The 24,987-nt window shown below is 45.4% G+C and carries 31 protein-coding genes; 4 read left to right on the plus strand and 27 right to left on the minus strand.

Annotation, left to right across the window (positions count from 1 at the left end; translation table 11 throughout):
• Nucleotides 1-52 precede the first annotated feature (52 nt).
• From ssaQ to spiC, 26 genes are all read right to left on the minus strand, one after another.
• Nucleotides 53-1,021: an SPI-2 type III secretion system cytoplasmic ring protein SsaQ gene (gene ssaQ / locus J4617_RS04255; protein ID WP_000944187.1), complete on the minus strand. Its 969-nt coding sequence runs from the start codon at nucleotides 1,019-1,021 to the stop codon at nucleotides 53-55.
• Nucleotides 1,002-1,376 (minus strand): SPI-2 type III secretion system apparatus protein SsaP, encoded by a 375-nt coding sequence (ssaP, locus tag J4617_RS04260; RefSeq protein ID WP_001223304.1) that lies wholly within the window; start codon nucleotides 1,374-1,376, stop codon nucleotides 1,002-1,004. The genes ssaQ and ssaP overlap by 20 nt, the downstream gene beginning before the upstream one ends.
• The gene (gene ssaO / locus J4617_RS04265) at nucleotides 1,357-1,734 is read right to left on the minus strand and encodes an SPI-2 type III secretion system apparatus protein SsaO (protein ID WP_000449089.1); all 378 of its coding nucleotides are present in this window, start codon (nucleotides 1,732-1,734) and stop codon (nucleotides 1,357-1,359) included. The genes ssaP and ssaO overlap by 20 nt, the downstream gene beginning before the upstream one ends.
• Before the next feature lie 2 nt (nucleotides 1,735-1,736).
• Entirely contained in the window at nucleotides 1,737-3,038 is a 1,302-nt protein-coding gene (ssaN, locus tag J4617_RS04270) for a SctN family type III secretion system ATPase SsaN (protein WP_000787210.1), read from the minus strand.
• Nucleotides 3,028-5,073, minus strand: coding sequence for an SPI-2 type III secretion system apparatus protein SsaV (ssaV, locus tag J4617_RS04275; protein WP_001258231.1), 2,046 nt, complete (start codon nucleotides 5,071-5,073; stop codon nucleotides 3,028-3,030). The genes ssaN and ssaV overlap by 11 nt, the downstream gene beginning before the upstream one ends.
• Nucleotides 5,058-5,426, minus strand: coding sequence for an SPI-2 type III secretion system apparatus protein SsaM (gene ssaM / locus J4617_RS04280; protein WP_000383702.1), 369 nt, complete (start codon nucleotides 5,424-5,426; stop codon nucleotides 5,058-5,060). Before ssaM ends, ssaV begins: the two co-directional genes overlap by 16 nt.
• Nucleotides 5,427-5,483: 57 nt before the next feature.
• On the minus strand, nucleotides 5,484-6,500 hold the full coding sequence (gene ssaL / locus J4617_RS04285) for an SPI-2 type III secretion system apparatus protein SsaL (protein WP_000238879.1): 1,017 nt from the start codon (nucleotides 6,498-6,500) through the stop codon (nucleotides 5,484-5,486).
• Nucleotides 6,466-7,140, minus strand: coding sequence for an SPI-2 type III secretion system apparatus protein SsaK (ssaK, locus tag J4617_RS04290; protein ID WP_017466106.1), 675 nt, complete (start codon nucleotides 7,138-7,140; stop codon nucleotides 6,466-6,468). Before ssaK ends, ssaL begins: the two co-directional genes overlap by 35 nt.
• Nucleotides 7,137-7,685, minus strand: a complete 549-nt coding sequence (locus J4617_RS04295) for a type III secretion system domain-containing protein (protein ID WP_001526945.1) — start codon at nucleotides 7,683-7,685, stop codon at nucleotides 7,137-7,139. Before J4617_RS04295 ends, ssaK begins: the two co-directional genes overlap by 4 nt.
• 17 nt (nucleotides 7,686-7,702) lie before the next feature.
• Complete coding sequence (gene ssaJ, locus J4617_RS04300; RefSeq protein WP_000862874.1) at nucleotides 7,703-8,452, minus strand: SPI-2 type III secretion system apparatus lipoprotein SsaJ; 750 nt, start codon at nucleotides 8,450-8,452, stop codon at nucleotides 7,703-7,705.
• Nucleotides 8,449-8,697, minus strand: coding sequence for a SctI family type III secretion system inner rod subunit SsaI (gene ssaI / locus J4617_RS04305; protein ID WP_001574409.1), 249 nt, complete (start codon nucleotides 8,695-8,697; stop codon nucleotides 8,449-8,451). Before ssaI ends, ssaJ begins: the two co-directional genes overlap by 4 nt.
• A gap of 11 nt (nucleotides 8,698-8,708) precedes the next feature.
• The gene (locus J4617_RS04310) at nucleotides 8,709-8,999 is read right to left on the minus strand and encodes an EscG/YscG/SsaH family type III secretion system needle protein co-chaperone (RefSeq protein WP_000444713.1); all 291 of its coding nucleotides are present in this window, start codon (nucleotides 8,997-8,999) and stop codon (nucleotides 8,709-8,711) included.
• Entirely contained in the window at nucleotides 8,977-9,192 is a 216-nt protein-coding gene (gene ssaG, locus J4617_RS04315; RefSeq protein ID WP_000350226.1) for a type III secretion system needle filament protein SsaG, read from the minus strand. Before ssaG ends, J4617_RS04310 begins: the two co-directional genes overlap by 23 nt.
• Nucleotides 9,193-9,285: 93 nt before the next feature.
• Nucleotides 9,286-9,975 carry a pathogenicity island 2 effector protein SseG gene (sseG, locus tag J4617_RS04320; protein WP_000805846.1) on the minus strand — a complete coding sequence of 230 codons (690 nt, stop codon included), beginning with the start codon at nucleotides 9,973-9,975 and terminating at the stop codon, nucleotides 9,286-9,288.
• The gene (gene sseF / locus J4617_RS04325) at nucleotides 9,972-10,754 is read right to left on the minus strand and encodes a type III secretion systems effector SseF (protein ID WP_000690720.1); all 783 of its coding nucleotides are present in this window, start codon (nucleotides 10,752-10,754) and stop codon (nucleotides 9,972-9,974) included. Before sseF ends, sseG begins: the two co-directional genes overlap by 4 nt.
• Before the next feature lie 15 nt (nucleotides 10,755-10,769).
• Nucleotides 10,770-11,204 (minus strand): SycD/LcrH family type III secretion system chaperone SscB, encoded by a 435-nt coding sequence (gene sscB, locus J4617_RS04330; RefSeq protein WP_000979963.1) that lies wholly within the window; start codon nucleotides 11,202-11,204, stop codon nucleotides 10,770-10,772.
• 51 nt (nucleotides 11,205-11,255) lie between these two features.
• Nucleotides 11,256-11,672 (minus strand): LcrR family type III secretion system chaperone SseE, encoded by a 417-nt coding sequence (gene sseE, locus J4617_RS04335; RefSeq protein ID WP_017466107.1) that lies wholly within the window; start codon nucleotides 11,670-11,672, stop codon nucleotides 11,256-11,258.
• 2 nt (nucleotides 11,673-11,674) lie between these two features.
• Entirely contained in the window at nucleotides 11,675-12,262 is a 588-nt protein-coding gene (sseD, locus tag J4617_RS04340; RefSeq protein ID WP_000388323.1) for an SPI-2 type III secretion system translocon protein SseD, read from the minus strand.
• A 15-nt stretch (nucleotides 12,263-12,277) separates the two neighbouring features.
• Nucleotides 12,278-13,732: an SPI-2 type III secretion system translocon protein SseC gene (gene sseC / locus J4617_RS04345; RefSeq protein ID WP_017466108.1), complete on the minus strand. Its 1,455-nt coding sequence runs from the start codon at nucleotides 13,730-13,732 to the stop codon at nucleotides 12,278-12,280.
• A 2-nt stretch (nucleotides 13,733-13,734) separates the two neighbouring features.
• Complete coding sequence (gene sscA / locus J4617_RS04350; protein ID WP_000711024.1) at nucleotides 13,735-14,208, minus strand: SycD/LcrH family type III secretion system chaperone SscA; 474 nt, start codon at nucleotides 14,206-14,208, stop codon at nucleotides 13,735-13,737.
• On the minus strand, nucleotides 14,205-14,795 hold the full coding sequence (gene sseB / locus J4617_RS04355; protein WP_000094422.1) for an SPI-2 type III secretion system translocon protein SseB: 591 nt from the start codon (nucleotides 14,793-14,795) through the stop codon (nucleotides 14,205-14,207). Before sseB ends, sscA begins: the two co-directional genes overlap by 4 nt.
• A 6-nt stretch (nucleotides 14,796-14,801) precedes the next feature.
• On the minus strand, nucleotides 14,802-15,128 hold the full coding sequence (gene sseA, locus J4617_RS04360; protein WP_000972855.1) for an SPI-2 type III secretion system chaperone SseA: 327 nt from the start codon (nucleotides 15,126-15,128) through the stop codon (nucleotides 14,802-14,804).
• Between the two features lie 263 nt (nucleotides 15,129-15,391).
• Entirely contained in the window at nucleotides 15,392-15,634 is a 243-nt protein-coding gene (ssaE, locus tag J4617_RS04365; RefSeq protein ID WP_000210202.1) for a YscE family type III secretion system co-chaperone SsaE, read from the minus strand.
• Between the two features lie 7 nt (nucleotides 15,635-15,641).
• Nucleotides 15,642-16,853, minus strand: coding sequence for a SctD family type III secretion system inner membrane ring subunit SsaD (ssaD, locus tag J4617_RS04370; RefSeq protein WP_000323791.1), 1,212 nt, complete (start codon nucleotides 16,851-16,853; stop codon nucleotides 15,642-15,644).
• On the minus strand, nucleotides 16,834-18,327 hold the full coding sequence (gene spiA / locus J4617_RS04375) for an SPI-2 type III secretion system protein SpiA (protein WP_000261279.1): 1,494 nt from the start codon (nucleotides 18,325-18,327) through the stop codon (nucleotides 16,834-16,836). The genes ssaD and spiA overlap by 20 nt, the downstream gene beginning before the upstream one ends.
• A 1-nt stretch (nucleotide 18,328) precedes the next feature.
• A complete protein-coding gene (spiC, locus tag J4617_RS04380) occupies nucleotides 18,329-18,730 on the minus strand; it encodes an SPI-2 type III secretion system protein SpiC (protein ID WP_001738217.1) in 402 nt (133 codons plus the stop codon).
• Between the two features lie 400 nt (nucleotides 18,731-19,130).
• Here spiC and J4617_RS04385 point away from each other — a divergent pair, with 400 nt between their 5' ends.
• The 4 genes from J4617_RS04385 to mlrB all read left to right on the plus strand — a co-directional run bounded on the left by J4617_RS04385 (nucleotide 19,131) and on the right by mlrB (nucleotide 24,600).
• Nucleotides 19,131-21,893, plus strand: coding sequence for a two component system sensor kinase (locus J4617_RS04385; protein ID WP_022544646.1), 2,763 nt, complete (start codon nucleotides 19,131-19,133; stop codon nucleotides 21,891-21,893).
• A gap of 30 nt (nucleotides 21,894-21,923) precedes the next feature.
• Nucleotides 21,924-22,562: a two component system response regulator gene (locus J4617_RS04390; RefSeq protein WP_000666335.1), complete on the plus strand. Its 639-nt coding sequence runs from the start codon at nucleotides 21,924-21,926 to the stop codon at nucleotides 22,560-22,562.
• Between the two features lie 178 nt (nucleotides 22,563-22,740).
• Nucleotides 22,741-23,469, plus strand: a complete 729-nt coding sequence (locus J4617_RS04395; RefSeq protein WP_000122320.1) for a MerR family transcriptional regulator — start codon at nucleotides 22,741-22,743, stop codon at nucleotides 23,467-23,469.
• A 171-nt stretch (nucleotides 23,470-23,640) separates the two neighbouring features.
• Complete coding sequence (gene mlrB / locus J4617_RS04400; protein WP_001060729.1) at nucleotides 23,641-24,600, plus strand: transcriptional regulator MlrB; 960 nt, start codon at nucleotides 23,641-23,643, stop codon at nucleotides 24,598-24,600.
• Between the two features lie 95 nt (nucleotides 24,601-24,695).
• Here mlrB and fumD read toward each other — a convergent pair whose 3' ends face one another.
• Nucleotides 24,696-24,908: a fumarate hydratase FumD gene (gene fumD / locus J4617_RS04405; protein ID WP_000165779.1), complete on the minus strand. Its 213-nt coding sequence runs from the start codon at nucleotides 24,906-24,908 to the stop codon at nucleotides 24,696-24,698.
• Nucleotides 24,909-24,987 lie beyond the last annotated feature (79 nt).

Here is a 24,987-nt window from a genome sequence, read left to right on the forward strand (position 1 = left end):
ACACGACCTGGAACGCTATTATATTGTTCGCATATTATTTTTCTTATCAGGTTTACGCTGTATTTTTGCAAAGATACCAACGTGTAATACGCACCATAAATTCATTGCCACAGGCAATCAACTCACCTTGCCCAATAATACGGTCATTTACTCTTATCGTCACCTCTGGCGCAAAACATCCACCTACAGGCAAAACGTCCCCCGTTTTAAGTTGTCGTAATTGTCCAATTTCCAGACTCGCACGTCCGATCTCAAAGAGCACCTGTTGTGGTATCTGCTCAAGTTCTACTGAAGATGTTCCGTCACTCTTTGACATTGGACTCCCTGACGCAAGTAGCGTTTCGATATCCTGGACTAATTCATCAAATTTCATCGTGTTATCCTCTGTCAGCAACACCCTCGCGTAGATCCCCCCAGGTAGTTGAATAGCAAAAAAACCGAGTCTGATGTCGCCAAAGCAATGAATCCGAACGCCCATGCCGATTTCGATAGACTCAAGTTCAATTAACGTAAGCTGGCACCAGCCTAAATATACAGGGACTACTACAGGAGGGGCAGGATAAATCTGTTGTCGCTCAGCAGAAAGCTCTCCGACTATATTGCGCAAAAAACCCGTTGGCCATGTAAAAATAATGCTATGGAACTCATGTTCTTCAACTGTCCATTTAATATGCAACGCTAGCTGATGTGGTAGATTACTGCAGGATGTTGGCGGCTCGTTCTGACAGAGGGTTGCATCACTGGCTTGCAATAACGGCGCCAGCCCCCATTCAGCTATTCCATATAGCAATTCAGGATCGATAGCCGATCGATTAGCGGTGCCAATTAGCCCTTCACACCAGCGCTGCCAGCATTGTTCTGCAATCCACACCCTACCCAGCTCATTATGATAATGTATGGTAAATAATGTCCCTTGCTGTACTGGATATTGTTGCATACTCAATGTCAGCTCACCAATGGTAGCGCCTTGCGTTGGAAGTATCTCCACCCACGGACGCTCTTCATTCGCTATTCTTAACATAGAATATCTCCAGGGAAATTATATACCCCATATGCAGCAACTGAGACTCCAGCCACTGCTTTAGCGCTTTCATCGAACGGTAAATTTCATGATGAGGGACATTGATTCTTAACTGGATTAGCCCCCCTGATTCACAGACTTCACACTCTACACCGTCAAGATAACCGCCACTAACACGATAACGTTGCGTGAAAACCACGTTCTTATTCAATGCTGCAGGAGGATTATTCTCACCAATGGGTAATGCCTGGTGCATGAGTTGTTCAAAGTCCATACGTTCCGCCTCCGCCTCGTTATCATCCTGATAAGACTGGCATGGCAACCCAAGACTTCCCTCAACTTTGGTAATACGCATCGCTTAATACCATAGTAATTTTTTCTTTCTTTTTCATAAGCGCATTAAAATTCTTCTGTAATTCGCTTCGCCGGGAGACAAGCTGCTGATACTGATTCTCTAACTGCTGCCGTTGCGTCAAAAAGCTCTGCGCCTGAGTGAATAACCCGGCCATTTGTTGTTTCTTATCCAACAATAAATGACAAGATAACGTACCTTGCCAGCCCATTAATTCTTTCAGTCTGGTAGACACTGCTAAAGCGCGCGTCTGGCAAATCTGCTGTTCAGTAATAATCGCCTGTTGCTGCTGATCAAGTACGGTAAGTTTGCCGCGTAATTGCTTTTCACGCCGCGCGATTATCTCCAGCAAAGTTTCCATGATCACTCGGTGAGTATTTGGTGTAATTTTTCTATGAGTAGCTCGGGTCCGCATACTTCATCCTTACTTTGTCGCAAAAATGTGCAAATATCCGGATAGGTATCAATGGCTTTGTCAGTATCTGTATCAACTCCTCGCTGGTATTCCCCAATGCGTATTAATAGTTCAACCTCCTGGTAAAGCGCCAGGCACCGTCGCAATATCGCCGCCAGTTGACGATGCTCATGGCTGGTAACGACTGGAAAAACGCGGCTGAGCGTTGCCAACACGTCAATGGCAGGATAATGCCCCCTCTCTGCAAGCCGTCGGGATAGCACAATATGTCCGTCAAGCAGTGAACGGACTTCATCCGCCAACGGCTCATTCATATCATCGCCTTCCACCAGTACCGTATAAAATGCGGTAATACTGCCTTTTTCCCCCATTCCTGTACGTTCTAAAAGTCGTGGCAATGCACTAAATACGCCTGGCGGATATTCTCCAGAAACCGCGGTCTCTCCGGCGGCCAGAGCGATTTCCCGTGCGGCCCTGGCATAACGCGTCAGAGAGTCGGCAAGCAAGACGACTCGCTTTCCATTATCGCGAAAAAATTCTGCTATCGTGGTGGCCACAAACAGCGCCCTCACGCGCTCTAAGGCGGGTCTGTCAGAGGTTGCGACAACAATGACACAACGTTTTCGGGTCTCTTCAGACAGTGTAAAATCGATGAACTCGCGGACTTCTCGTCCACGTTCACCAATTAACACCAGAACATTGCAGTCTGCGTCTGGAGCATTACACAGCATCGCCAGAAGCGTGCTTTTCCCCACGCCAGGAGCAGAAAAAATACCCACTCGTTGCCCTTCGCCACAGGTCGCAACGCTATCAATAGCGCGAATCCCCGTCATTAATGGTTGAGTGATAGGCTGTCGAACCATTGCGGGAGGAGGCATTGCATCATAGTCTTTCCAGCAGACGTCTGGCAGTTCGCGGCCATCAAGGGGACGACCAAAACCATCAATGACTCGCCCTAATAACGCTTCGCCCACGGGAACCTGATGGCGTCGCCTTAAGGCCATCACTTGCTGCCCGCAGTGAAGTCCGATTGTACTCGTAAAAGGAGATAGCAAAGCTTTGCTGCCATTAATCCCCACGACTTCAGCAAGTTCTTCTCCAGGCTTTATACAGCACAACTCACCCATAAATACCCCAGGCAACCACGCATTTAACAACGTTGCGCTGACATCCTGAATTCGGCCCCATCGACAATAACCATCGGGGGGCGGATATTTCAGCCTCAGACGTTGCATCAATTCATTCTTCATTGTCCGCCAACTCCTCTTCGCTAAGGTCAATACTTTCTACCACTTGTATAAGGCTCTCCTCTCCTAATTCCTGCCATGACAAAATCGGTACGTCGAACAAGGTGGCTTCTGTAATTTTTCGCAAGAAACGTCGGGTGTCGACAGAAGTGACAATGAATAATTTGGCTGACTGCTTCAGCGCCTGCTCGATAAGTTGCAGGATCTGCGTCTTATGACGAGACGACAGCGCAGTATAGGTCCCCATTGCCGTCTGGCGAATGGATTCACGCACGAGGTTCTCAATACCTTCGCCGATCCGCAAAATCGGCAGCGGTTTTCCTTCCGGATTAAGACGACGCAGAATATGACGGCGAAGCGCGATACGGACATATTCTGTCAACATCAGGACATCTTTTTCACGTGGCGCCCAGTCAATTAAGGTGCCGAAAATAAGACGTAAATCTCTAATAGAAACCCGCTCTGATACAAGCCGTTGCAAAGTTTCAGCGATTTTATTAATGGGTAACTGGCGCTGAAGCTCTTTCACCAGCTCAGAGTAGTTTTTTTCCATCGCATTCATTAGATAACGCGTTTCCTGAACACCAATAAACTCTCCCATATGCCGAAGCAGGACACATTTTAATAAGGCAGAGATACGTTGGCTGCCCGCGAAAACGTCCAGTCCAAAACCTTGCGCCTTATGGGCCATGTCTTTTGTAAGCCAACAGATCTGCCCCATCCCGTTCGGTAACGTCTGGCTGTCACCCACCACACTAGCGTCCGCGCCTATCAATAAATAATCCGCCTGAGCGGGAATAGATAAACTAAATACGGGTTCCTGATATAGCAGTACCGTCAATTTTTCGGTGGGTTCAGGCAAAACCTCAATATTCACCTCAGGGAGAGGGACGCCGGTATCCTCAAATAAAAACCATCTCATGGCGTCAATATCACGAATCAGGTCGGCAGAATGTAACGTCGGGCTAAGACGTAAGATTAGAGGACATGCGCCGGGAACCATACTATCTTTTTCCGGTGCTTCGACGCCATTTGCGGAAACCACAGACTTTTTGCGGCGAATGAGGATAATTGGCAATGCTAACAACGCTGAAAAGAAAGCGAGAGTGATAAAAGGAAAGCCAGGAATTAAAGCGAGGAGCATTAAAACCACAGCGGTTAATATGAGCGACTGAGGTTGTCTGGCAATTTGAGAACTCAACTCTGTCGCCAGGTTCTGGCGTTTCTCACCCGGGACACGGGTGACAATAATTCCCGCGCTAAGGGAAATCAGCAGCGATGGAATTTGCCCACATAAACCATCTCCGATTGACAGTACGCTATAAGTGTGAACAGCCTCACTCATCGACATATCATATTGTACGATAGCGATAATGATACCGCCGATAATGTTCACCAGAACAACAATAATACCGGCAATCGTATCGCCTTTAACAAATTTCATCGCACCGTCCATCGCACCGAGAAAGCGGCTTTCCTGCTGGACATGCTGTCTTAATGTACGGGCATGGTCTGCATCGATAACTCCGGCACGCAAATCGCCATCGATACTCATTTGTTTGCCTGGCATCCCATCAAGCGAGAAACGTGCGCTAACTTCCGCCACCCTCTCGATACCTTTTGTAATGACAATAAATTGCACGATAGTAATGATGGTAAATACGACCAACCCAACGGTGAGATTTCCTCCTACGACAAACTTACCGAAAGCATCCACAATATTACCGGCATTATGTTGTAACAGTACCAGCCGTGATGTGCTGATTGTGAGTGACAAACGATATAATGTAGTAATAAGTAATAAAGACGGAAATACCGATAAATCGAGAGGGTCACTAAGATAAATAGCAATTAAGAGCAGGATCACTGAAAACATAAGGTTGATAGTAATCAGGATATCAACCATCCAGGTCGGCAAAGGTAACAGCATCATCACAATAGCGATTAATAACACCGTCGCCAGAACCATATCCTGCCGACCCGCGCATACACTGAGCCACTGTTGCGCCCTGACTCCCTCACCTAACCATGAACGCATTGCGACTCCAGAAATTTTATTTGTCGATGATGTAATCGTAACCAGAGCTCGGCGGAGCTGGAAAGAGGTGGAGAACAACTCATTGCAAGCCCATCGCGCAACAAAAATAATCGTTGAGGAATACCCTGGAACGCTGCGGGTTTCCAGTTAGCCAACGCTTTAAAAAGCAGTTCTTCGTCTAAGAAGGTTTGCTTGAGTATCTGACATAAGTGAATACGACCGTTATGATAGTTTAGATAGGTTTCATATTGTCCTTGCCGCCAGAACATATTGGTTGCTAAAGGCCGTTCAGCTAATCCTGCTAATTGAATAAAAAGCTGAATATTACGTTCAGTAATGAGATCCCAATCCATCCTGACGCCTCATGATGAGCCAGAAAGCCAATTTACCTAAATATTGAAAGCCAGGTATCAGAATAAAACCTGATTTATCTTTACTTCACGAAGCGTTTCGAGAATTTGTTCACGTTGATCTTCGTCGTTAAAACAGTTATCGGGTATCAGCATAAACTGCGCATCAAGTTGTTGGAGTAACCGATTGAACATCTTCGATGAAGAAACTATAGCGGTAAGTCTATCAAGCAACCAATCACTGAAAAGCCAGCGCTCACAAATGATATCGAGTAGTAGCGGCAGTAATGTATTAGGCGGCAACTGGCAAATCCACTCCTCACGCTGGCACTCTTTTTCAAGGCCAAGGAATAACAGCAAACGACGCAAACGTACTAATGCTGCGGCCAAACGACTTTGCTCCGAAGGTTCGATGCATATGCTAAGTTCAAAGGCTATGGCTCTTAGCAAAATACGGACCCGTTCACAGCGATCCGGCCAGTCTGCCACGCGTCTGAACCACTGCGATAAGGGCATTTCATCGTTGTCTATCGCCTGTTGCATAAAACGTTTCAGAGAGGACAGCGTAGCGGTATCCACTTCGCCAAGTTCCAGTAAACTAAAAACGGCAAGTTCCCATCCCTCCTCCGCTGTAAGCGTATCCAGTTGCGATTGCAAATCGCGTTTTTTCTTTTTTGACAACCCGCCGGCAGTAAGCGCCATTGCAAGAGCGATAATTTGATACGCATTCTGTAAATCAGGATCACTATTCTCTTCGGTAAGCGGACGCAACGTTGCCCCATTATCCTCCTGTATTTGTTTTATCAAACGCAGCAAAGCCTGCTGTCTGCGCTCCAGTTTCTCAGCATCAATGAATTTATTACTTTCGCGCAGTTTACCACTCAGCGCCATTCCTATTTCTTCCATCGTCTCATAGAGCGCTGCCCCCGTCGTTTCCTGTAACTCCTGGAGAGCTAACATTGAAGGCGAAATAACCTCTTGTTCCTCTATAACTTGGCCAGGGGTAAATGCTGTAGGGGGCGTCATTTTTATCTCATTAATTTTAATATTCATCGCGACCTCTTTTATCTTCACCATTACGTAACCATTTCAGTAACGCGTTGAAATGACGAGAAAGTGAAAACTCAACGGCATATCGTGTTGAGGAAAGTTCAGCCTGATCGGGAGAGAAACCAGGCTCGATAATCAACGTAAACCGCTTGCCAAAAGTTTCACGCATCAATGCCTCTTTTTCAGGATGAATACGCAAATAAAGCGCTCCCTCTTCCGCCATAGCCGTGGCCTGGCGTGCCAGACGATGGCACATAACACTGTCTACCGACTGTTGGTCGAACCAGGCCAACAGAACCTGTTCTATACTATTTTTAATATGATGCGCTGCGTGATCGACCAATGAACGAAATTGATTTTCATCGTCTTGTAAATGTTTTACATGCTGTTCCAGCCATTCCACTTCCATTTTTTCCAGCGTATTTTTACGCAAGCACGCTAGTTCTTGTTGCTGCTCAACTTTCTGTTCACGCTGATAACGATAGGCGTCTCGGATGATTTTTTCAGCCTTACGGTAAGCGGAGCTCACAATAGCATGTGAAACTCTCTTAGCTTGTTGCTCTTGCGCAAATAAAGTTAATTGTAATGTTATCCACTGTGACTCAATAATATTTCGAGCGGGTAGCTTATGGTTAATTTCCGTCAGAGGAAGTGAAGTAAAACTCATAGCAAATGCTCCATGAAGATAATCTCGGTAAGAGAAGTCTTCGGCCAAAGTATACGCTGCGGAGGGGGTAATAATACTAATAGCGCATGTAAAACCGCATCGTCATGCGCTTCCCGATTAAGAATGGCGGTACCGATCTGCAATGCAGTTTGTTGCATCACTTGCGGAGGAAGTAATTTGCCATCTCTTTGCCCCAACCAACCATATAGCTGCCAGATCTCATCCTCGCTAAACCACTGTAGAAGCAATTGCCGATACTCTGGTAGCATAAAATAGTCACTACACCTGAGTTTGAATAATCCCAGCCCAAAGGCAAATGCCGATATACGCGGCGCAAGACGAACCTGCCGTTTTTGCCTGTCATTTAAACAGGCTGGAATAACAGAGCTTCCTCTTAGTCTATTTAACGCTCTGTCAAGAAGACGATCCAACTCGGGCCGATCGCCATAACGCCAGCAGTTTGAAAGATGAAAGCCCAGCTTATCCAGCCATTCCGGTACAGCGTAACGAGCAGGTTGCCAGAAATAACGATAAAGTTGCAACACCTCGGGATCAGGTCGGCTCAAAAACGGCGTCTCAGGCAAAAATAGCCGATCAGGATGCCCACTCCTAATAACAGTCCTGTCAACGATAACATCAACGGATAAGGGTATTTCATCAACCACTTCACCACCTTCCCTTTATTGGCGTTGATAACGTCCATAATCCAGAATGTTTGTCTCGCGGGTACGTCAGCTACCATTCTGAATTCAGCAGGCTGCATCAAGATACTAATCTTACTGTATTGCAACCCAGGGATTGACATCTCTATTAAATCTTTAATTTTTACCCGAAAGGCCTCCATATTGACCTGAGGTGAATATTTTATAAATACGGCAACTGAGCTCGGAGAAGCGTTACTTCCCTCATCATAAGTCGGTAGCGCAATGGTCACTTTTGCATTAATCACGCCCTCCATCTGACTCAGCATTCCTTCAATTCTTTGTTCTTTTAAAAAATTAATCTTCTGCTGTTCTTCCTGGGGTGATACCACTAACTGATTAGCCGGAAACATCTTATCCGCCGTTGTAAACTGCCTATGCGGATAACCGTTAAGTCTAAGTAGCTCAACCGCATTAATAAACTGCGACTGCTCGACACGTAAGGTTACACCATCCTCTTCCTGTTTTTTTTCCGCATCAATATGATGCTGCATAAGTAATGCCAGCATTTGATTCGCTTCATCTTCTGGCAATGAGCGATAAAGATCCACATCACATGCCGTAAGAAAGAACGTAAGGACAGTAAGAAATACTATACGATGAACCTTCATGCCATGTTATCCAGCTTATTAAGCGCTTGCGATGCTGCGCCTGATATTCTGGCAAGATAATCGACGCCTACCGTTAACTGCATATAATCCATTTGTCTGGTCAACATAACCTGCGGTAATAAAGCACTGGCGTTACTGGTGGATGCTTCATCTTTCAGCAATTGTTCAAAAAAATTAATTTGCTCCTGGCTCGGTTCTGCAGAGGACTTTACATAAGATTGAGTGCTTACAGGCACTACGCTCATATCAGAAATATTCAATTTTCAAACCCCTCATTTGGTGCAGGAAATAACAGACGCAGCGCCATAGCCTCTGGCAAATCTATATCCGATAAAATTTTCGCGGCTTTTAGCGGCTCATTTAAACCCGCCAACAATAATGCCAGACATACCAACTGTAATTTTTTATCCGGAACAATAACCGTTAGCGCTGGTAACATCGCATGTACCTGGGAAATCAGGCTATGGTTAACGCCCGCAAACATGATTTCCAGCAGTAACCGTCGAACATCGTCGCTAATAACTTCAGATTTTAGCAATGATTCCACTAAGCATATCCTTGATCATTTTGATCAGTGAACTTTCGTAATTAATAAATGTAGAATACTGCTGTAAGGCAAATTGCGCTTTAATCATCGATTCTGGGTTGAGCAAATCATTACCATTCATTTTGTCATTAATGGCCTGGCCTGCCTGGTGCGCCATGTGGGAGAGCATATCCACTAATTGTGCAATATCCATAATGCTTTTCCTTAAAATAAATACATCGTAAGGATACTGGCAACATAGCAAAATTTAGAAAGCAATGAACATCCGGTATATACCTGAAAACGATTACTCCGGCGCACGTTGTTCTGGCGTTACCTGAGCCAGCAAACGATATAATGGGCTGCTGACCTGCATACCGGTCATTGCCATCCCATCCATACCGAAGCGAGTAAAACTCATTAGTCCATAGGTAATATCATTAAGACGCTCTAATAAATGAGGCTGTAGTCCCAAACTACCACTCCAGTATGAATGCGTCATTACCGTCGCGGTTAAGGCTAATCTACCGCCCAGGGAGACGGCTTTAGCAATCGCCATACTTTTGCGTTGATTGGCGAAACAATTAGCAATATAAAAAACGGCATTGCCTATACTGTCGTGAGCCATAGGCAAATGATGTTTATGATGGTAGATAAGACAGGCGACATCCGCGATGGCAATAGCAAGGCCAATCCCTGCCAGGGCTACGAGCGGCGCGCCTCCACCACTTAGCACAGTTAATGCTATTCCAGCGGAACAGCATAAAATCTGTCCGCCCAAAATGACCGTTTGCCAACTAAAAATTTCTTTTGGAAAACACTCTATCACTCGTTTCGCAAGTCCGGCCAATAACCGCTCTTTTCCTTGTTGAGGACCTATTCTACCACTCTCCATATTGGTTTCCGGATGTGGCAATGAGGGACATGGAGGTGATTCCTCAGGCGCGTTAACAGGACGTTGCCCTCCTACCTGAGCATTTGGGCTAACAGGTTTCATGGTTCTCCCCGAGATGTATGACCAGAACTGTCCATTAATGCAGGTGTAGTAGCAGATTGGCAGAGCGATGCCATTTGTTCCGCCAATAACGCACTGGGATCGGCATAAAGTTCATCAACAGAATTTTCCTGATCGTCGCCAGAGGGGCGGGCAAGGCAATAATCCAGTACCGCACCTATCGCCGTCAGGCTAACGGAGGTAATTACACTCCCCATGTCCAAAGAGGCCGCAATATTTTCAGCCGCGGGCAGTGGAAACTGTAGGGGTAAAACCAACATAGAAATAGCGATTCCTGAACGTATTAATAAAGAAAGACAATTAGCAAGGGTGTTAGCGCAGTTAAGACTTGCCCCACATTTTAAGGCCAGCGCACTGACCACAAGAGCAACGCTATCACTGGCGGTTTGTAATGGCTCCTTTTGCTGACATATCGATTGATAATTATGATACGCACAGCAAGCATCCCCAATAGCAATCACGAGCGCCGCCCCCGCAAGAATAGCAATGGGTAATCCTGCCCCGCCAGAAATTACCGCTGCAGCAACCGATAACCCAAACACGACTGTCGCACCCAGCGCACGAATAGTGTATTGCATAAAATGTATCGCATAATCCCTCTGCTGCCTTATTTGTTCAGGCGTAAGCAGCACAGGGGCTGCGGGGGTGCCAGGCGCTGGAATTTCAGGGGGAGGAAACGATACCTCCTTCGCTTGTATATCGGAAGGAGGACTATTACCATCGACTATATTACTTGCCGCTGACGGAATATGAATTTTCATATTTCGTTCTGTTATTTAAGCAATAAGAGTATCAACCATTATTTGCGCATTCTGGCGAATCTCACTCCATGAGGCATCCGCATAACTCATCTTGATTGCGGTTTGAAAAGCCTCTCTCGCCAACCCGGGTTCCCCCATCATTTTGAGACAGACGCCCGTTTGGTAAACCGGTTCTGGATGGCTGGCATCCAGCATCAAGGCATGTCCATAGAAATTAATGGCCGTCGTGTATTCTTTAAGCATCATCCAGGTGCCAGCCAATGCAATATGGGCACGCCAACTCCATGGCTGGGCCATCACCAGCCAACTAAAATCGATTACGGCGCGCGAATAATCCCCCTCCTGCCATGAGGCGTAACCACTGGCATAAACGGTTTCCGGATCAACGGATAATAGCTGTTTCAGAATGTCTTCGGGTATTTTATTTTTCTGATCTTCTTTCATCATCATACCTATTGATTGTTATTTTCACGTGATAATGATTTACGTCAGGAAGGTCATTTAAAAACGTCGCTGGATAAGATGCTCGGCGGATAAAACTGTCCAGTTATCGCCATCAAGCGGTGTAAAGGTCGCTCCCATTACTGTCAGGATGCGCAATAATTTCCTGCGTAGCATGGCTTTTTTTTCATCCAGAACGTCGGTGATTATCAACATCTTTAAACATGTTAACTGCGGGTGATGCACAAATATCCCGCGTAAAAGTCCCAGTAAGTGAAACAATTGCTGTGGTCGAGGTTGCCCGGGCGTCAGGCGCCTGAACTCACAAATAATCATTTCTTTTGCCTCAATACGATAGATCACCAGGTAAGGCGATAATATAAACTGCTGCCCAAGTAATATGGCGGTCTCCCCTAAATATGCAGGCTCAGTAAACACCTGATGCCGACGTAACCATTGCTCTATTTCTTGCACCATGTTTACCTCGTTAATGCCCGGAGTATTTCAGCAAGAACCGTGACCAGTGACGACCCCACGCCGATGATTTGCTGCATAATTTCAGTTGCTTTCTCCATAATTTCCGTCAGGGATTTATTATAAGATTGGGCCCCATTTTGTTGCAGGTCGGCAATCGCTTTATCTTGATCACTTTGACGTTGCGCTACACCAGCCCCCAGGCCCATGACGCCCCCAGCTGTGTGGCCTACGGCTTGACCCGCTATAAGACCGGTTTCCCCGCCTACGGCCCCTAATCCTATCGTCAGTACACCCGACAACATTGCGCCACCCGCAGTAATCATTGATGCTCTAAACGCTTCATCAATTGTTTTCATTTGCGTCTGTAAAACATTGACTTGCAGTTCCCAGGCCAGCCGTTGTTTTTCTACGTTATAGCTGCGCATGATATCGCGCAGCTTTTTGGCAAGCTCCATTAGCTTCATCCAGATATCATCAAATAACAGAAGCATTGATTCAGTACCCATTCCCTCCCCGGAGGGAGATGGAGTGGAAGAAGGTGTTAACAAGGAAGGCGCTGGTAATACCAGTGCTACGTTACTCGCTTCCATATTTTTATCCTCAGATTAAGCGCGATAGCCAGCTATTCTCGCCTGAACGCTACTATAGTGATCAATGGTATCTAATACATCTCTAAGCGCGGCACCGCTCCCCTTATAAAGCTCCTCTAAGCGTTTTTGTTCTATCTTTTTCTGGTTTTCTGTTTGTTGCATTATGAAATCCAGAAACCGTTGCTGAGTTATTAATTGCTCTATTTTCTTTTCGATCTTCGCTTTTTCTGTGTTAACCATGCCAGTATTCATCTGACTGGCGCCCTCGGTTGCACATCTGATAGCCTGTAAGCCTTTAAATGAACAATCCCTCAGTAAGGCATACAGGATTTTTTTGAACATATTGAAGAGAACTTTATTACGGAATTTTTTTAACAGGAACTTTCCACCTTCTTGCACACATTTTTCCAAGGCTTCTTTTGCCGCTTCTTTTGCCATGGCTTTCACCCCCTCTTTCGTAAAGCTTTTTCCCGCGCTTCGCGTCATATTATTTTCTACGTTACGAGAAAACTCGGCAGCCTCCTCTGCCATCTCATTCGCCATAGCCATTTCACGTTCAAGCGGCTCAAATTGTTTGGAAAAACTTTCGCTCACTTCTTCGCCAAACTTTTCAGCCAACTCCTCTATTTCTGCTTCCCCTGCACCTACCATACGCTCAACCACTTCCTCGCCAAAACCGGAGTCAAGCACTTTTGCAGCTGCGCCAGATAAACCTCTCGTCGCCATAAAAGCACGGCCAATCTGGAAAACATCCAGTGCCAGCGCGACGGCTTCACAACCAAATTGAATCTTACTTGTCACGTCAATAATTGCCTGACAGGTATCGTGGTCAGCACCGCACATCATTGCCGTTTCGGCTCCGGCTTTAACCATTCCTGCACAACCTGCGGCTATATAAGCTACGCCGCTAGCCATTTCTGCGGAATTACCGGACAGAAAACCCTCCACAACTTTTAAGGCGCCAATCACAGTTTCAAATATGCCGGTAATCCAGTCAAAAATAGCGCCAAAAATGCCCGCTTTACGCGCTTTATCCTCCTGCTCTATCGCTTTCTGGATCTGCTCCTGATACTCCTTTACCTGCTTATCACGTAATGCATTTTGCACCTCAGTTGCCCGCTCAAGCTGTTGGCATAACGATTGAGCGTTATTACCAAAAACGCTGAGTATTAATGTCGTCATCAACATTGATAAAACCGCGGGATTGGTCTGCAAAAAGTCAGGCAATGATGGACGCTTATGATTTCCGGGTACGGCATCAAGCAGTTGCTTCAACGCATTGCTTGCCTCCTGAAGACTAATTTTCCCTGATAACAGGCACGCGGCGTTGCCATCGCCAAAAGTAGAATTCACACGATGCTGGCGCTTTCCCAGCGAACCCGAGGAAACGCAACTTACATTGCTTAAGTGATGATGTGTTAAGGCGGTTACTCCTGCGGCGCTGTCGCTATTACTGTGAATTCGATTCATTTTTAGCTCCTGTCAGAAAGTTGCTGTAATATCTTTTCTGCACGCTGTCGGAGAATTTGATGTTCACTGACCTCGCCGCAAATACGCACCACGGCCTTTAACGCTTTGATTGCATAACAGACGTTATCACACGCGAGATAGCATTCCGCTGCGGCCCATGGCGCCTGCGGCGCATCAATCTTAATTTGTGCCGCGCGTCCATAAGCGTATATCGCTTCCCCCCAATGTTTTTGAGCCTGGCAGCATTCCCCTAACCTAAACCAGTAGTCAAATGACCAGGCATCATATATCGTCAACAATTGAAAAAGTCGCGCTGCGCCGGCGAACTCTTTTACCTCCATAAGCTGCATGGCATAGCGATACAGAGTATTAAGCGGCTGTGTAACATCGTCATCCAACAACATACGCAGCGAGCCGCCACGCCGGAAAAACCGCATCGTGTCATGTGCCTGTTGTAGGGTCGGGTCTTTTTTCATGAGTACGTTTTCTGCGCTATCATACTGGAAATTTCCCCCCACTTACTGATAAGCCCTGTCAGTTGGGTAAGGACAGCGTTAAGCTCCTGAGACATTTTTTGAATTGTTATCTGCCCCTGACTCATAAGATCGGTATTCCGGTTGGCGTCATTATCCAAAGCCGCTTTGATCGCCTGTAGGCCACCTTTATCCAGCTTCCCATGATCGCCATATTTAGCCATATAATCATCAATGGTCATACCATCGATGAGAATACCATTATCACGCATGTATTTAATTACATCCTCAGGCACCTCCTCTTTGGTTTTAGCATCCCCTTTGGCTGCTTTAGCAATCACCTCATCCATCTCATTTGACTTTTCCTGGGTATTTCTGGCACGTTCAGCGTTCTTCTGGACTTCAATAAATTTATTATTTGCGATAGCCTGAATAACCATAAGGAGAATAAGCAAAACACCATACCCTTCGGCAAACGGATTTTGCTGGGATAAGTCATCCTGGCTCCCGGTATCAGCGTTGCTGACGCCGAAGCTATTTTTAAACACAATAGGGTTTTGACTTCCCCATAAGATGTTTCCTGAAGACATTATGCTTTACCTTTTTGTTTTTCCTGACGGTATCTCCACCGGGGCTTGAGCATTAAGTTGTTTCAGTCGTACTTCAAGTTGTTTAAACAAACTTACTATTTTCTTTAAATCCTTCTCGGCCTCCTGGTTAACCCCGGCAACGCCTTGTGGAAATAGGTTATGAAGAATACTCTCTGTCTCTCTGCTCTTTTTGGGGCTCTCTGCCCTTTCAGCAAGCTGTTGACTCACCTTAGCCCGGATTTGGTGAAATTTTTTAAGACAGTGATTTAGCTGCATGTAACTTTGCTCTAAATCACGATATTCACTAAACGCAGCCTTTTTCTTTATCATCATTCCCCTCCATATACACGATAGATAATTAACGTGCTAACTAAGAGCCTATCCCATTAGGGCTATTTTACTTGCCATTTTGAACCTGGGCAGTGCTCGCCAAAACGCGTTAGCGTTTTGAACGCCGCTAGCGGCGGCCCGAAGGGCGAGCGTAGCGAGTCAAACCTCACGTACTACGTGTACGCTCCGGTTTTTGCGCGCTATCCGTGTCCAAACTGGCTGCGCCAATTAACGCCTGGTGGGATAGGCTCTAAGATATTTTTACTTTACTCTTGCTCACTCACTACAAGTGCGCTGTTATGGTAACGATAATAAATAATGTTGATGATATTTTCGGCCTGCTCGATCGCTTCAAGCAATAAGGTGTTTTGCTGATATTGCTGCGGATCCTGTAACTTGCCGTTGTTCTCTTCTAACTGTTTCCGGGCAGCCCTTAATTGTAAAATTATGCCTTTGGCCTCTTCACGCGAATGAAGCAGCAAATCTTCTAACCGGGTCAAAGTTGTCATTTTCCACTCACTTAAAATCTAATGGATAGTTAATCAAAGTATCATAATGTTTAATCGTTACCACATCGGCACTCAGATGGACAATTTCTCCCCCATTGGGTAACAATGCCCCTACACGTAAACGCTCTTTATTCGTCAGTAATAAGTAATTACCATGGCGACTCTGTACAAAGCCAGCCACTGGCGCAGGCAGATACTTGCTTTCATCATGGGAAGGCGCAATATCCTGATAAATTAAAGAAAGAGCGGGATCCTTTTTCTTTAATGCTGCTAACGTTTCTTGCAAAATGCGTTGATGAGATTCATCCAGTACACCACTGATAACAAAAGAGCGCCGCATTGGCGTAACATTGACAAGCCCCACTAAACCGTTCTCTATTATCGCAGAAATAATATCATCCCCCTGAGACTGATGAGAGTGACTAATCTGCCAGTGCAATAACCCGGGAATATCTGCAAGTAATGGTTGAACCTTACGCCATTGCTGATCCATTTGTATATCATCATGAATTAACACGCTCCCCGGCCCTTCGCTGGATACTTCAGCATGCGGGTAACCCATTTTTATCAAAACATCCTGCACTTCTCGTACCAATAAGTCATCACAGATTACACCATCCCGATACATGACCCCCCATGATTCGAGAGTCGCTCTCACCTTTTGCATCTGTTCGCTTGACGAGCAATAACCGGACAACTGCAGGCTGCCATCTTCTTTCCATTGCGCCCGCACATAATGAATATTGCTTTTGTCTAATAAAAACTTAACCCGCAAAGGTAAGTCATTTACCGTTTCAGGCTGACCACTAATACTTAACAGGACCCCCATTCCACCGATAAAAATCAAGAATACGCCAGCCAACCACCAGTAGCCTGATCTGGAAACGGGTATTTGATAATCAGCAAGTTCACAATCCTGTTTACCAAACGCGATAGCCACTCCCGCAACCTGCAAAACCCCACTGGATGGTAGCGGCTTATTTGGATTAAATCTGCGGCCATTAACTCTAACTCTGGCTTTCCCGGCATCAACAAATAAATTATCTGCCTGTTCTCTCAGAATAATTTTTTCATTTATAGTAAGCGGAATACAAATATCGCATCCTTTCTCCCCCAGTGACAGGTTACCTTCATTCAGCCATACTTCCCGGCCTTGTAAAACGTGACCTAAAAAACGTATTTTCCAGGAGCTCTTTGGATTAACCATGAGATATGCCATTATTTACTACTGAGGCTTTAATCAAAAAAAGCCTGATTACACTATGTACTTGAGTCGTATCATTGCGAAACAAATGACCTACGACAGGAATATCGCCCAATAAAGGAATTTTATTTTGCGAGTGGATTTGTTTACCTTGTTTAAATCCTCCCAGCAATAGACTTTGCCCGGCCAATAATGTGGCCTGCGAAGCAATTTCAGAATTTTGCACTTCGGGCAGCGGGTCTGTTTCGCTTTGCGTATCACTTTGTTGTCCATCCTGAATATTAAGATTAAGCATTATTTTTTGCGTGCCATTATCATTTAACAAGCGAGGTGTAACGCGCAACAAAGAACCCGTAGTGATGGATTCAAGTTTAGCCACTTTTTCTCCCTGCAGTTTGGTATAGAAAGTAATATTTTTATCCAGCACAGCCTGGATATTATTTAAAGTCACCACAGATGGCTGGGAAAGTACATAAGCCTGAGAGCTTTTTTCCAGGGCATTCAAACGCACCATAAAGTTTGAGGTATCGCTGATTACCGTTGAAAAACCGCTAGCACCACCGTCATTCAAACCTGTATTGAACGCAATTTTCTTGCCACCCAGCGACACTGCCGTTCCCCAGTCGATGCCTAACTGGTTAATATCTCCAGCATTAACATCGATAATTTTCACCGAAATCTCTATCATCTGCTGGCGTTGATCTAATTCTGTGATAAGTTTCCGATACCCGGCCATATTGGCCGCATAATCACGAACGATCACTGCATTCTGACGTGGGTCGGCAGCAAACATGGGCAATGCCTGTGTAGCGGGTGAACCATTGTTCGTCGATGACGCCGGTACGCTGGTTTTACTCATCTCACGCAATACACTCACGACCCCTGGAACCACGACGGACTGATCGCGATATTGGTATTGGGTATCCATCGCAGTGGCATACTTAAGCGTGTATATACTTACACTCACCGCACTGTCTTTTCGTTTGATTAACGCATTATCCAGCACTGAAGCTAATTGACTAATACGAGTCAGGCAGCTGGGAACACCGCTCACCTCCACAGCTTTGGTACCGGTAATTTCTTTAACCTCGCATCCCGGTGATGAAAGGATATTCTGGCTGCGTAAGTAATGAATGAACCGTCCAGTAGATAAAATATTGAAAGTGATAACCTGATGTTTTAATAACGATGCAGGATATACATATAACATGCTGCCATCAAACCAGGTAAGCAAATCATATTGTGCTGCCAGGTTATTCAAAATATCGACCGGTGGTCCAGGCGGAATTTTTCCACTAAATGTAGCTGTTATCAATGGGCTAATAGTAATAGCCGTATCATAGTTCTCTGAGAGCAGATGTAAAACCTCTGCTAATGGCATTTGTCTGGCATAAAGGGTGAAGTCATTACCTTTCCATGATAACTCATCACTCTTTGCTGTATTGAGTATAAATAGTAAAATTAAGATTAAACGTTTATTTACTACCATTTTATACCCCACCCGAATAAAGTTTATGGTGATTGCGTATTACATTTTTTAAAATGCAAGTTAAAGCCAGGTGTTTTTCTATCTCAATAGCAATAAGCTCAGAGCTACTACTTGTGGTATAATAACCGTTTAACCATCCCCCATCCGCTGTGAGCTGTATAGCATAATCATGGACGTCCGGGTGTGCTGCAAGCAGTAGTGTCACATAGGCAAGACAAGGCTTAGGTAAGCTTTCCAGGTCATTTAAGAACAAAGAAATAGAAAATGCTTCTGAGAAAATTTCTCCTCTGGCAGGATGCCCATCAATAGTCATTATCCAGGATCGGCTATTACCTTCGGCCCTGATATCCTGAATTAATGGAATGCCTTTTAAAACTGCCAGCATGAATCCCTCCTCAGACATAAATGGGAGTTTCTATCAAATTCGCTCACAACCACATCCGTAAAAAGCCTGATTCACATTTATTTCGACTATACTCTTCTTGTACAATATCAGGATGCTGTCTACATATACCTTGTCACAGGCGATTCTATCATTCGGATTTTCCGATAAATTCACAATTACACTTTCAGCATTGACATAAAAAATTACAATTTGAAAAATTATTTATTAAATAAACTGTTACGATGTTTTTACATCGCCATCTTATTAAAAAGTAATTGTAGTCATCGACTGGGTTATATATGAAGAAATTTATCTTCCTAATGATAACACCATCGATTAATCTTCTGATGAAACTATATGTACTGCGATAGTGATCAAGTGCCAAAGATTTTGCAACAGGCAACTGGAGGGAAGCATTATGAATTTGCTCAATCTCAAGAATACGCTGCAAACATCTTTAGTAATCAGGCTAACTTTTTTATTTTTATTAACAACAATAATTATTTGGCTGCTATCTGTGCTTACCGCAGCTTATATATCAATGGTTCAGAAACGGCAGCATATAATAGAGGATTTATCCGTTCTATCCGAGATGAATATTGTACTAAGCAATCAACGGTTTGAAGAGGCTGAACGTGACGCTAAAAATTTAATGTATCAATGCTCATTAGCGACTGAGATTCATCATAACGATATTTTCCATGAGGTGAGCCGGCATCTATCTGTCGGTCCTTCAAATTGCACGCCGACGCTAAACGGAGAGAAGCACCGTCTCTTTCTGCAGTCCTCTGATATCGATGAAAAAAGCTTTCGTCGCGATAGTTTTATTCTTAATCATAAAAATGAGATTTCGTTATTATCTACTGATAACCCTTCAGATTATTCAACTCTACAGCCTTTAACGCGAAAAAGCTTTCCTTTATACCCAACCCATGCCGGGTTTTACTGGAGTGAACCAGAATACATAAACGGCAAAGGATGGCACGCTTCCGTTGCGGTTGCCGATCAGCAAGGCGTATTTTTTGGGGTGACGGTTAAACTTCCCGATCTCATTACTAAGAGCCACCTACCATTAGATGATAGTATTCGAGTATGGCTGGATCAAAACAACCACTTATTGCCGTTTTCATACATCCCGCAAAAAATACGTACACAGTTAGAAAATGTAACGCTGCATGATGGATGGCAGCAAATTCCCGGATTTCTGATATTACGCACAACCTTGCATGGCCCCGGATGGAGTCTGGTTACGCTGTACCCATACGGTAATCTACATAATCGCATCTTAAAAATTATCCTTCAACAAATCCCCTTTACATTAACAGCATTGGTGTTGATGACGTCGGCTTTTTGCTGGTTACTACATCGCTCACTGGCCAAACCGTTATGGCGTTTTGTCGATGTCATTAATAAAACCGCAACTGCACCGCTGAGCACACGTTTACCAGCACAACGACTGGATGAATTAGATAGTATTGCCGGTGCTTTTAACCAACTGCTTGATACTCTACAAGTCCAATACGACAATCTGGAAAACAAAGTCGCAGAGCGCACCCAGGCGCTAAATGAAGCAAAAAAACGCGCTGAGCAAGCTAACAAACGTAAAAGCATTCATCTTACGGTAATAAGTCATGAGTTACGTACTCCGATGAATGGCGTACTCGGTGCAATTGAATTATTACAAACCACCCCTTTAAACATAGAGCAACAAGGATTAGCTGATACCGCCAGAAATTGTACACTGTCTTTGTTAGCTATTATTAATAATCTGCTGGATTTTTCACGCATCGAGTCTGGTCATTTCACATTACATATGGAAGAAACAGCGTTACTGCCGTTACTGGACCAGGCAATGCAAACCATCCAGGGGCCAGCGCAAAGCAAAAAACTGTCATTACGTACTTTTGTCGGTCAACATGTCCCTCTCTATTTTCATACCGACAGTATCCGTTTACGGCAAATTTTGGTTAATTTACTCGGGAACGCGGTAAAATTTACCGAAACCGGAGGGATACGTCTGACGGTCAAGCGTCATGAGGAACAATTAATATTTCTGGTTAGCGATAGCGGTAAAGGGATTGAAATACAGCAGCAGTCTCAAATCTTTACTGCTTTTTATCAAGCAGACACAAATTCGCAAGGTACAGGAATTGGACTGACTATTGCGTCAAGCCTGGCTAAAATGATGGGCGGTAATCTGACACTAAAAAGTGTCCCCGGGGTTGGAACCTGTGTCTCGCTAGTATTACCCTTACAAGAATTCCAGCCGCCTCAACCAATTAAAGGGACACTATCAGCGCCGTTCTGCCTGCATCGGCAACTGGCTTGCTGGGGAATACGCGGCGAACCACCCCACCAGCAAAATGCGCTTCTCAACGCAGAGCTTTTGTATTTCCCCGGAAAACTCTACGACCTGGCGCAACAGTTAATATTGTGTACACCAAATATACCAGTAATAAATAATTTGTTACCTCCCTGGCAGTTGCAGATTCTTTTGGTTGATGATGCCGATATTAATCGGGATATCATCGGCAAAATGCTTGTCAGCCTGGGACAACACGTCACTGTTGCCGCCAGTAGTAACGAGGCTCTGACTTTATCACAACAGCAACGATTCGATTTAGTACTGATTGACATTAGAATGCCAGAAATAGATGGTATTGAATGTGTACAATTATGGCACGATGAGCCGAATAATTTAGATCCTGACTGCATGTTTGTGGCGCTATCCGCTAGCGTAGCGACAGAAGATATTCATCGTTGTAAAAAAAATGGGATTCATCATTACATTACCAAACCAGTGACGTTGGCTACCTTAGCTCGCTATATCAGTATTGCCGCAGAATACCAACTTTTACGAAATATAGAGCTACAGGAGCAGGATCCAAGTCGCTGCTCAGCGCTACTGGCGACAGATGATATGGTCATTAATAGCAAGATTTTCCAATCACTGGACCTCTTGCTGGCTGATATTGAAAATGCCGTATCGGCTGGACAAAAAATCGATCAGTTAATTCACACATTAAAAGGCTGTTTAGGTCAAATAGGGCAGACTGAATTGGTATGCTATGTCATAGACATTGAGAATCGCGTAAAAATGGGGAAAATCATCGCGCTGGAGGAACTAACCGACTTACGCCAGAAAATACGTATGATCTTCAAAAACTACACCATTACTTAATATTATCTTAATTTTCGCGAGGGCAGCAAAATGAAAGAATATAAGATCTTATTAGTAGACGATCATGAAATCATCATTAACGGCATTATGAATGCCTTATTACCCTGGCCTCATTTTAAAATTGTAGAGCATGTTAAAAATGGTCTTGAGGTTTATAATGCCTGTTGTGCATACGAGCCTGACATACTTATCCTTGATCTTAGTCTACCTGGCATCAATGGCCTGGATATCATTCCTCAATTACATCAGCGTTGGCCAGCAATGAATATTCTGGTTTACACAGCATACCAACAAGAGTATATGACCATTAAAACTTTAGCCGCAGGTGCTAATGGCTATGTTTTAAAAAGCAGTAGTCAGCAAGTTCTGTTAGCGGCATTGCAAACAGTAGCAGTAAACAAGCGTTACATTGACCCAACGTTGAATCGGGAAGCTATCCTGGCTGAATTAAACGCTGACACGACCAATCATCAACTGCTTACTTTGCGCGAGCGTCAGGTTCTTAAACTTATTGACGAGGGGTATACCAATCATGGGATCAGCGAAAAGCTACATATCAGTATAAAAACCGTCGAAACACACCGGATGAATATGATGAGAAAGCTACAGGTTCATAAAGTGACAGAGTTACTTAACTGTGCCCGAAGAATGAGGTTAATAGAGTATTAACCAGGGGCGTCCGATGATATTAAGCATTGGTCATATTTTGATGAGCCTTACGCCACGCAGTATTGCTCATCATCGACAAAATCCATACGGATGCCCTGGTATGCCGCACCATTTATCACTACCTTAGTCTTCATTTGATCATGATATAGTAGAATCCCCTTATTTAACGGGCTTTACCATGTCGTATTCTATAGGCGAATTTGCCAGACTATGCGGTATCAATGCCGCCACGCTAAGGGCATGGCAGCGACGCTATGGTTTATTGAAACCGCAGCGTACTGATGGCGGGCATCGCTTATACAGCGATGACGATATTCGACAAGCGCTTAGCATCCTCGACTGGGTGAGAAAAGGCGTACCGATAAGCCAGGTCAAACCCTTACTGTCGCGTCCGGTCATTCGCCTGGGCGATAACTGGATAACGATCCAGGAGACGATGCTCCAACATCTCCACGAAGGGCGAATTGACGCGCTGCGGCAGTTGATTTATGACTGTGGCCGGGAATATCCTCGCGCAGAACTGGTGACCCATTTATTGCGTCCGTTGCGCAGCAAAGTGTCCGCGCACCTTCCCGCCGTGATGACGCTGCGCGAAATACTGGATGGCATCATTATTGCCTACACCTCTTTTTGCCTTGAAGGCGACAGAAAAGCGCCTGGCAACAATGCCTTTATTAGCGGATGGCATCTCTCGGATCACTGTGAAATCTGGCTGGAAGCGTTGACTCGTACCGGACAAGAGCTGCGGCTCAATGTGCTTCCCTCTCCACCAGCCGTGCTGGCGCCCGAGCTGTTCGCCCAGAGAAAATGGTTCCTGGTGACCACCGGAAAGCTCACTGCCGGACAGAAAAAACAGCTTGCCCAGTGGCGCAACGTGGTCGCTTCGCTGGAGGTTATCACACTATAAGCGCTGAAATAGATTTCTTCCCCTAATTCTATCTTATTGATATTTAAGTACATCAAAAAAATCTCCGCGAAAACTTAGACAAAAAAACAAAGTTGTGTAAGTTTTAAATCAGCGTGAGATAACATTTTGCGCCATTGGCGTCAGTCGTCGTACTTTCAATAAGGGGGAATCATGAATAACAAACCCGTAGTCGGCATTAGCGGATGTCTGACTGGCGCCACGGTACGCTTTGATGGCGGACATAAGCGTATGGATTTTGTCATGAACTCTCTGGCGCCGTGGGTGGCCTACAAACCGATCTGCCCGGAGGTGGCGATCGGCCTGCCCGTGCCCCGCCCTGCGCTGCGTCTTATCCAGACGACCTGTGGCGACATTCGGATGCGCTATAGCCATGCCCCGCACGATGACGTCACCGAGCGAATGAATGCCTTTGCCGATCGGTTTCTGCCAACAATAGGCGAACTGGCGGGGTTTATTGTGTGTGCAAAATCGCCCAGTTGCGGAATGGAGCGCGTTCGCCTGTATGATGAAAAGGGTAACAGGGGCCGCAAAGCTGGCACGGGGCTGTTTACCGCCGCGATGATGGACAAATATCCCTGGCTGCCGATAGAGGAAGATGGTCGCCTGCACGATCCGGTACTACGCGAGAATTTCATCGCACGTATCTTCGCGCTACATGAATTAAATGCGCTACGCGCGCAGGGCTTGAGTCGTCACAGTTTGCTCGCGTTTCATAGCCGATACAAACTTCAGCTTCTCGCCCACCACCAGGCCGGCTACCGCGAAATTGGCCCTTTCGTCGCGCGTCTGCATGAGTGGGACGATCTGGATGCCTTCTTTGTCCGATACAGAGAAAAACTGATGGCTATCCTGCGCCACCCCGCTTCACGTAAAAATCACACCAATGTGCTGATGCATATCCAGGGCTATTTTCACCGCGCGTTGAACAGCAGGCAACGCGCGGAATTACGCGAGGTGATTCTCGGCTACCGGGCGGGCCGACTACCTATCCTGGCACCGTTAACGCTGCTGAAGCACTATCTGGCGGAACATCCGGATGACTATCTACGCAGCCAGAATTATTTTGAGCCGTACCCTGATACATTAGGGCTGCGCTTAGCCATCACCTGATAACCCTGCGCATCGCTAACGGCGGGCAACCCGCCCGCCATGGTGACAATCGCGACGATTCAAAGGCGATTTCGTTATTGCCACCCTGATAGCGGCTATGACCGCGCCAGAGCGTTAATCACGGTTTCCATAGCCTGTTTTTCTAACGCGCTACGTTGGATGCGTTGATTCGCCAGCGCGGTTCTTAACACGCCCGCAATAACAATATATTTAGGCTCCTGCCCCAGATCGCGCATTTCCAGCACGACCTTGCCCACCACCCGGCACATCTCGCGGTACAGTTCGTCATCTTTTGTCGGTTTTGTCATACGTTTTACTCGTCGCCAGCTCAAACCAACAGAATATAACAGTCTTCTCAATTAAACAAAATTTGATGCAAATCAAAGA

Origin of the sequence: Salmonella sp. 32010601201800023SM, from assembly GCF_017572235.1 — a bacterium.
Lineage (GTDB): Bacteria > Pseudomonadota > Gammaproteobacteria > Enterobacterales > Enterobacteriaceae > Salmonella > Salmonella enterica.

Bases quoted from the DNA above. Each gene is read 5' to 3' on its own strand.
- sseC (WP_017466108.1), bottom strand. From the start codon at position 13,732: ATGAATCGAATTCACAGTAATAGCGACAGCGCCGCAGGAGTAACCGCC.
- J4617_RS04395 (WP_000122320.1), top strand. From the start codon at position 22,741: ATGTCGTATTCTATAGGCGAATTTGCCAGACTATGCGGTATCAATGCC.
- ssaQ (WP_000944187.1), bottom strand. From the start codon at position 1,021: ATGTTAAGAATAGCGAATGAAGAGCGTCCGTGGGTGGAGATACTTCCA.
- fumD (WP_000165779.1), bottom strand. From the start codon at position 24,908: ATGACAAAACCGACAAAAGATGACGAACTGTACCGCGAGATGTGCCGG.
- ssaJ (WP_000862874.1), bottom strand. From the start codon at position 8,452: ATGAAGGTTCATCGTATAGTATTTCTTACTGTCCTTACGTTCTTTCTT.
- sseB (WP_000094422.1), bottom strand. From the start codon at position 14,795: ATGTCTTCAGGAAACATCTTATGGGGAAGTCAAAACCCTATTGTGTTT.
- sscB (WP_000979963.1), bottom strand. From the start codon at position 11,204: ATGATGATGAAAGAAGATCAGAAAAATAAAATACCCGAAGACATTCTG.
- sseE (WP_017466107.1), bottom strand. From the start codon at position 11,672: ATGGTGCAAGAAATAGAGCAATGGTTACGTCGGCATCAGGTGTTTACT.
- ssaN (WP_000787210.1), bottom strand. From the start codon at position 3,038: ATGAAGAATGAATTGATGCAACGTCTGAGGCTGAAATATCCGCCCCCC.
- ssaL (WP_000238879.1), bottom strand. From the start codon at position 6,500: ATGGTGAAGATAAAAGAGGTCGCGATGAATATTAAAATTAATGAGATA.
- ssaM (WP_000383702.1), bottom strand. From the start codon at position 5,426: ATGGATTGGGATCTCATTACTGAACGTAATATTCAGCTTTTTATTCAA.
- sseF (WP_000690720.1), bottom strand. From the start codon at position 10,754: ATGAAAATTCATATTCCGTCAGCGGCAAGTAATATAGTCGATGGTAAT.
- ssaV (WP_001258231.1), bottom strand. From the start codon at position 5,073: ATGCGTTCATGGTTAGGTGAGGGAGTCAGGGCGCAACAGTGGCTCAGT.
- sscA (WP_000711024.1), bottom strand. From the start codon at position 14,208: ATGAAAAAAGACCCGACCCTACAACAGGCACATGACACGATGCGGTTT.
- J4617_RS04385 (WP_022544646.1), top strand. From the start codon at position 19,131: ATGAATTTGCTCAATCTCAAGAATACGCTGCAAACATCTTTAGTAATC.
- J4617_RS04390 (WP_000666335.1), top strand. From the start codon at position 21,924: ATGAAAGAATATAAGATCTTATTAGTAGACGATCATGAAATCATCATT.
- spiC (WP_001738217.1), bottom strand. From the start codon at position 18,730: ATGTCTGAGGAGGGATTCATGCTGGCAGTTTTAAAAGGCATTCCATTA.
- mlrB (WP_001060729.1), top strand. From the start codon at position 23,641: ATGAATAACAAACCCGTAGTCGGCATTAGCGGATGTCTGACTGGCGCC.
- ssaD (WP_000323791.1), bottom strand. From the start codon at position 16,853: ATGGCATATCTCATGGTTAATCCAAAGAGCTCCTGGAAAATACGTTTT.
- ssaI (WP_001574409.1), bottom strand. From the start codon at position 8,697: ATGAGCGTAGTGCCTGTAAGCACTCAATCTTATGTAAAGTCCTCTGCA.
- ssaP (WP_001223304.1), bottom strand. From the start codon at position 1,376: ATGCGTATTACCAAAGTTGAGGGAAGTCTTGGGTTGCCATGCCAGTCT.
- sseA (WP_000972855.1), bottom strand. From the start codon at position 15,128: ATGATGATAAAGAAAAAGGCTGCGTTTAGTGAATATCGTGATTTAGAG.
- ssaE (WP_000210202.1), bottom strand. From the start codon at position 15,634: ATGACAACTTTGACCCGGTTAGAAGATTTGCTGCTTCATTCGCGTGAA.
- spiA (WP_000261279.1), bottom strand. From the start codon at position 18,327: ATGGTAGTAAATAAACGTTTAATCTTAATTTTACTATTTATACTCAAT.
- sseD (WP_000388323.1), bottom strand. From the start codon at position 12,262: ATGGAAGCGAGTAACGTAGCACTGGTATTACCAGCGCCTTCCTTGTTA.
- ssaK (WP_017466106.1), bottom strand. From the start codon at position 7,140: ATGAGTTTTACTTCACTTCCTCTGACGGAAATTAACCATAAGCTACCC.
- ssaO (WP_000449089.1), bottom strand. From the start codon at position 1,734: ATGGAAACTTTGCTGGAGATAATCGCGCGGCGTGAAAAGCAATTACGC.
- sseG (WP_000805846.1), bottom strand. From the start codon at position 9,975: ATGAAACCTGTTAGCCCAAATGCTCAGGTAGGAGGGCAACGTCCTGTT.
- ssaG (WP_000350226.1), bottom strand. From the start codon at position 9,192: ATGGATATTGCACAATTAGTGGATATGCTCTCCCACATGGCGCACCAG.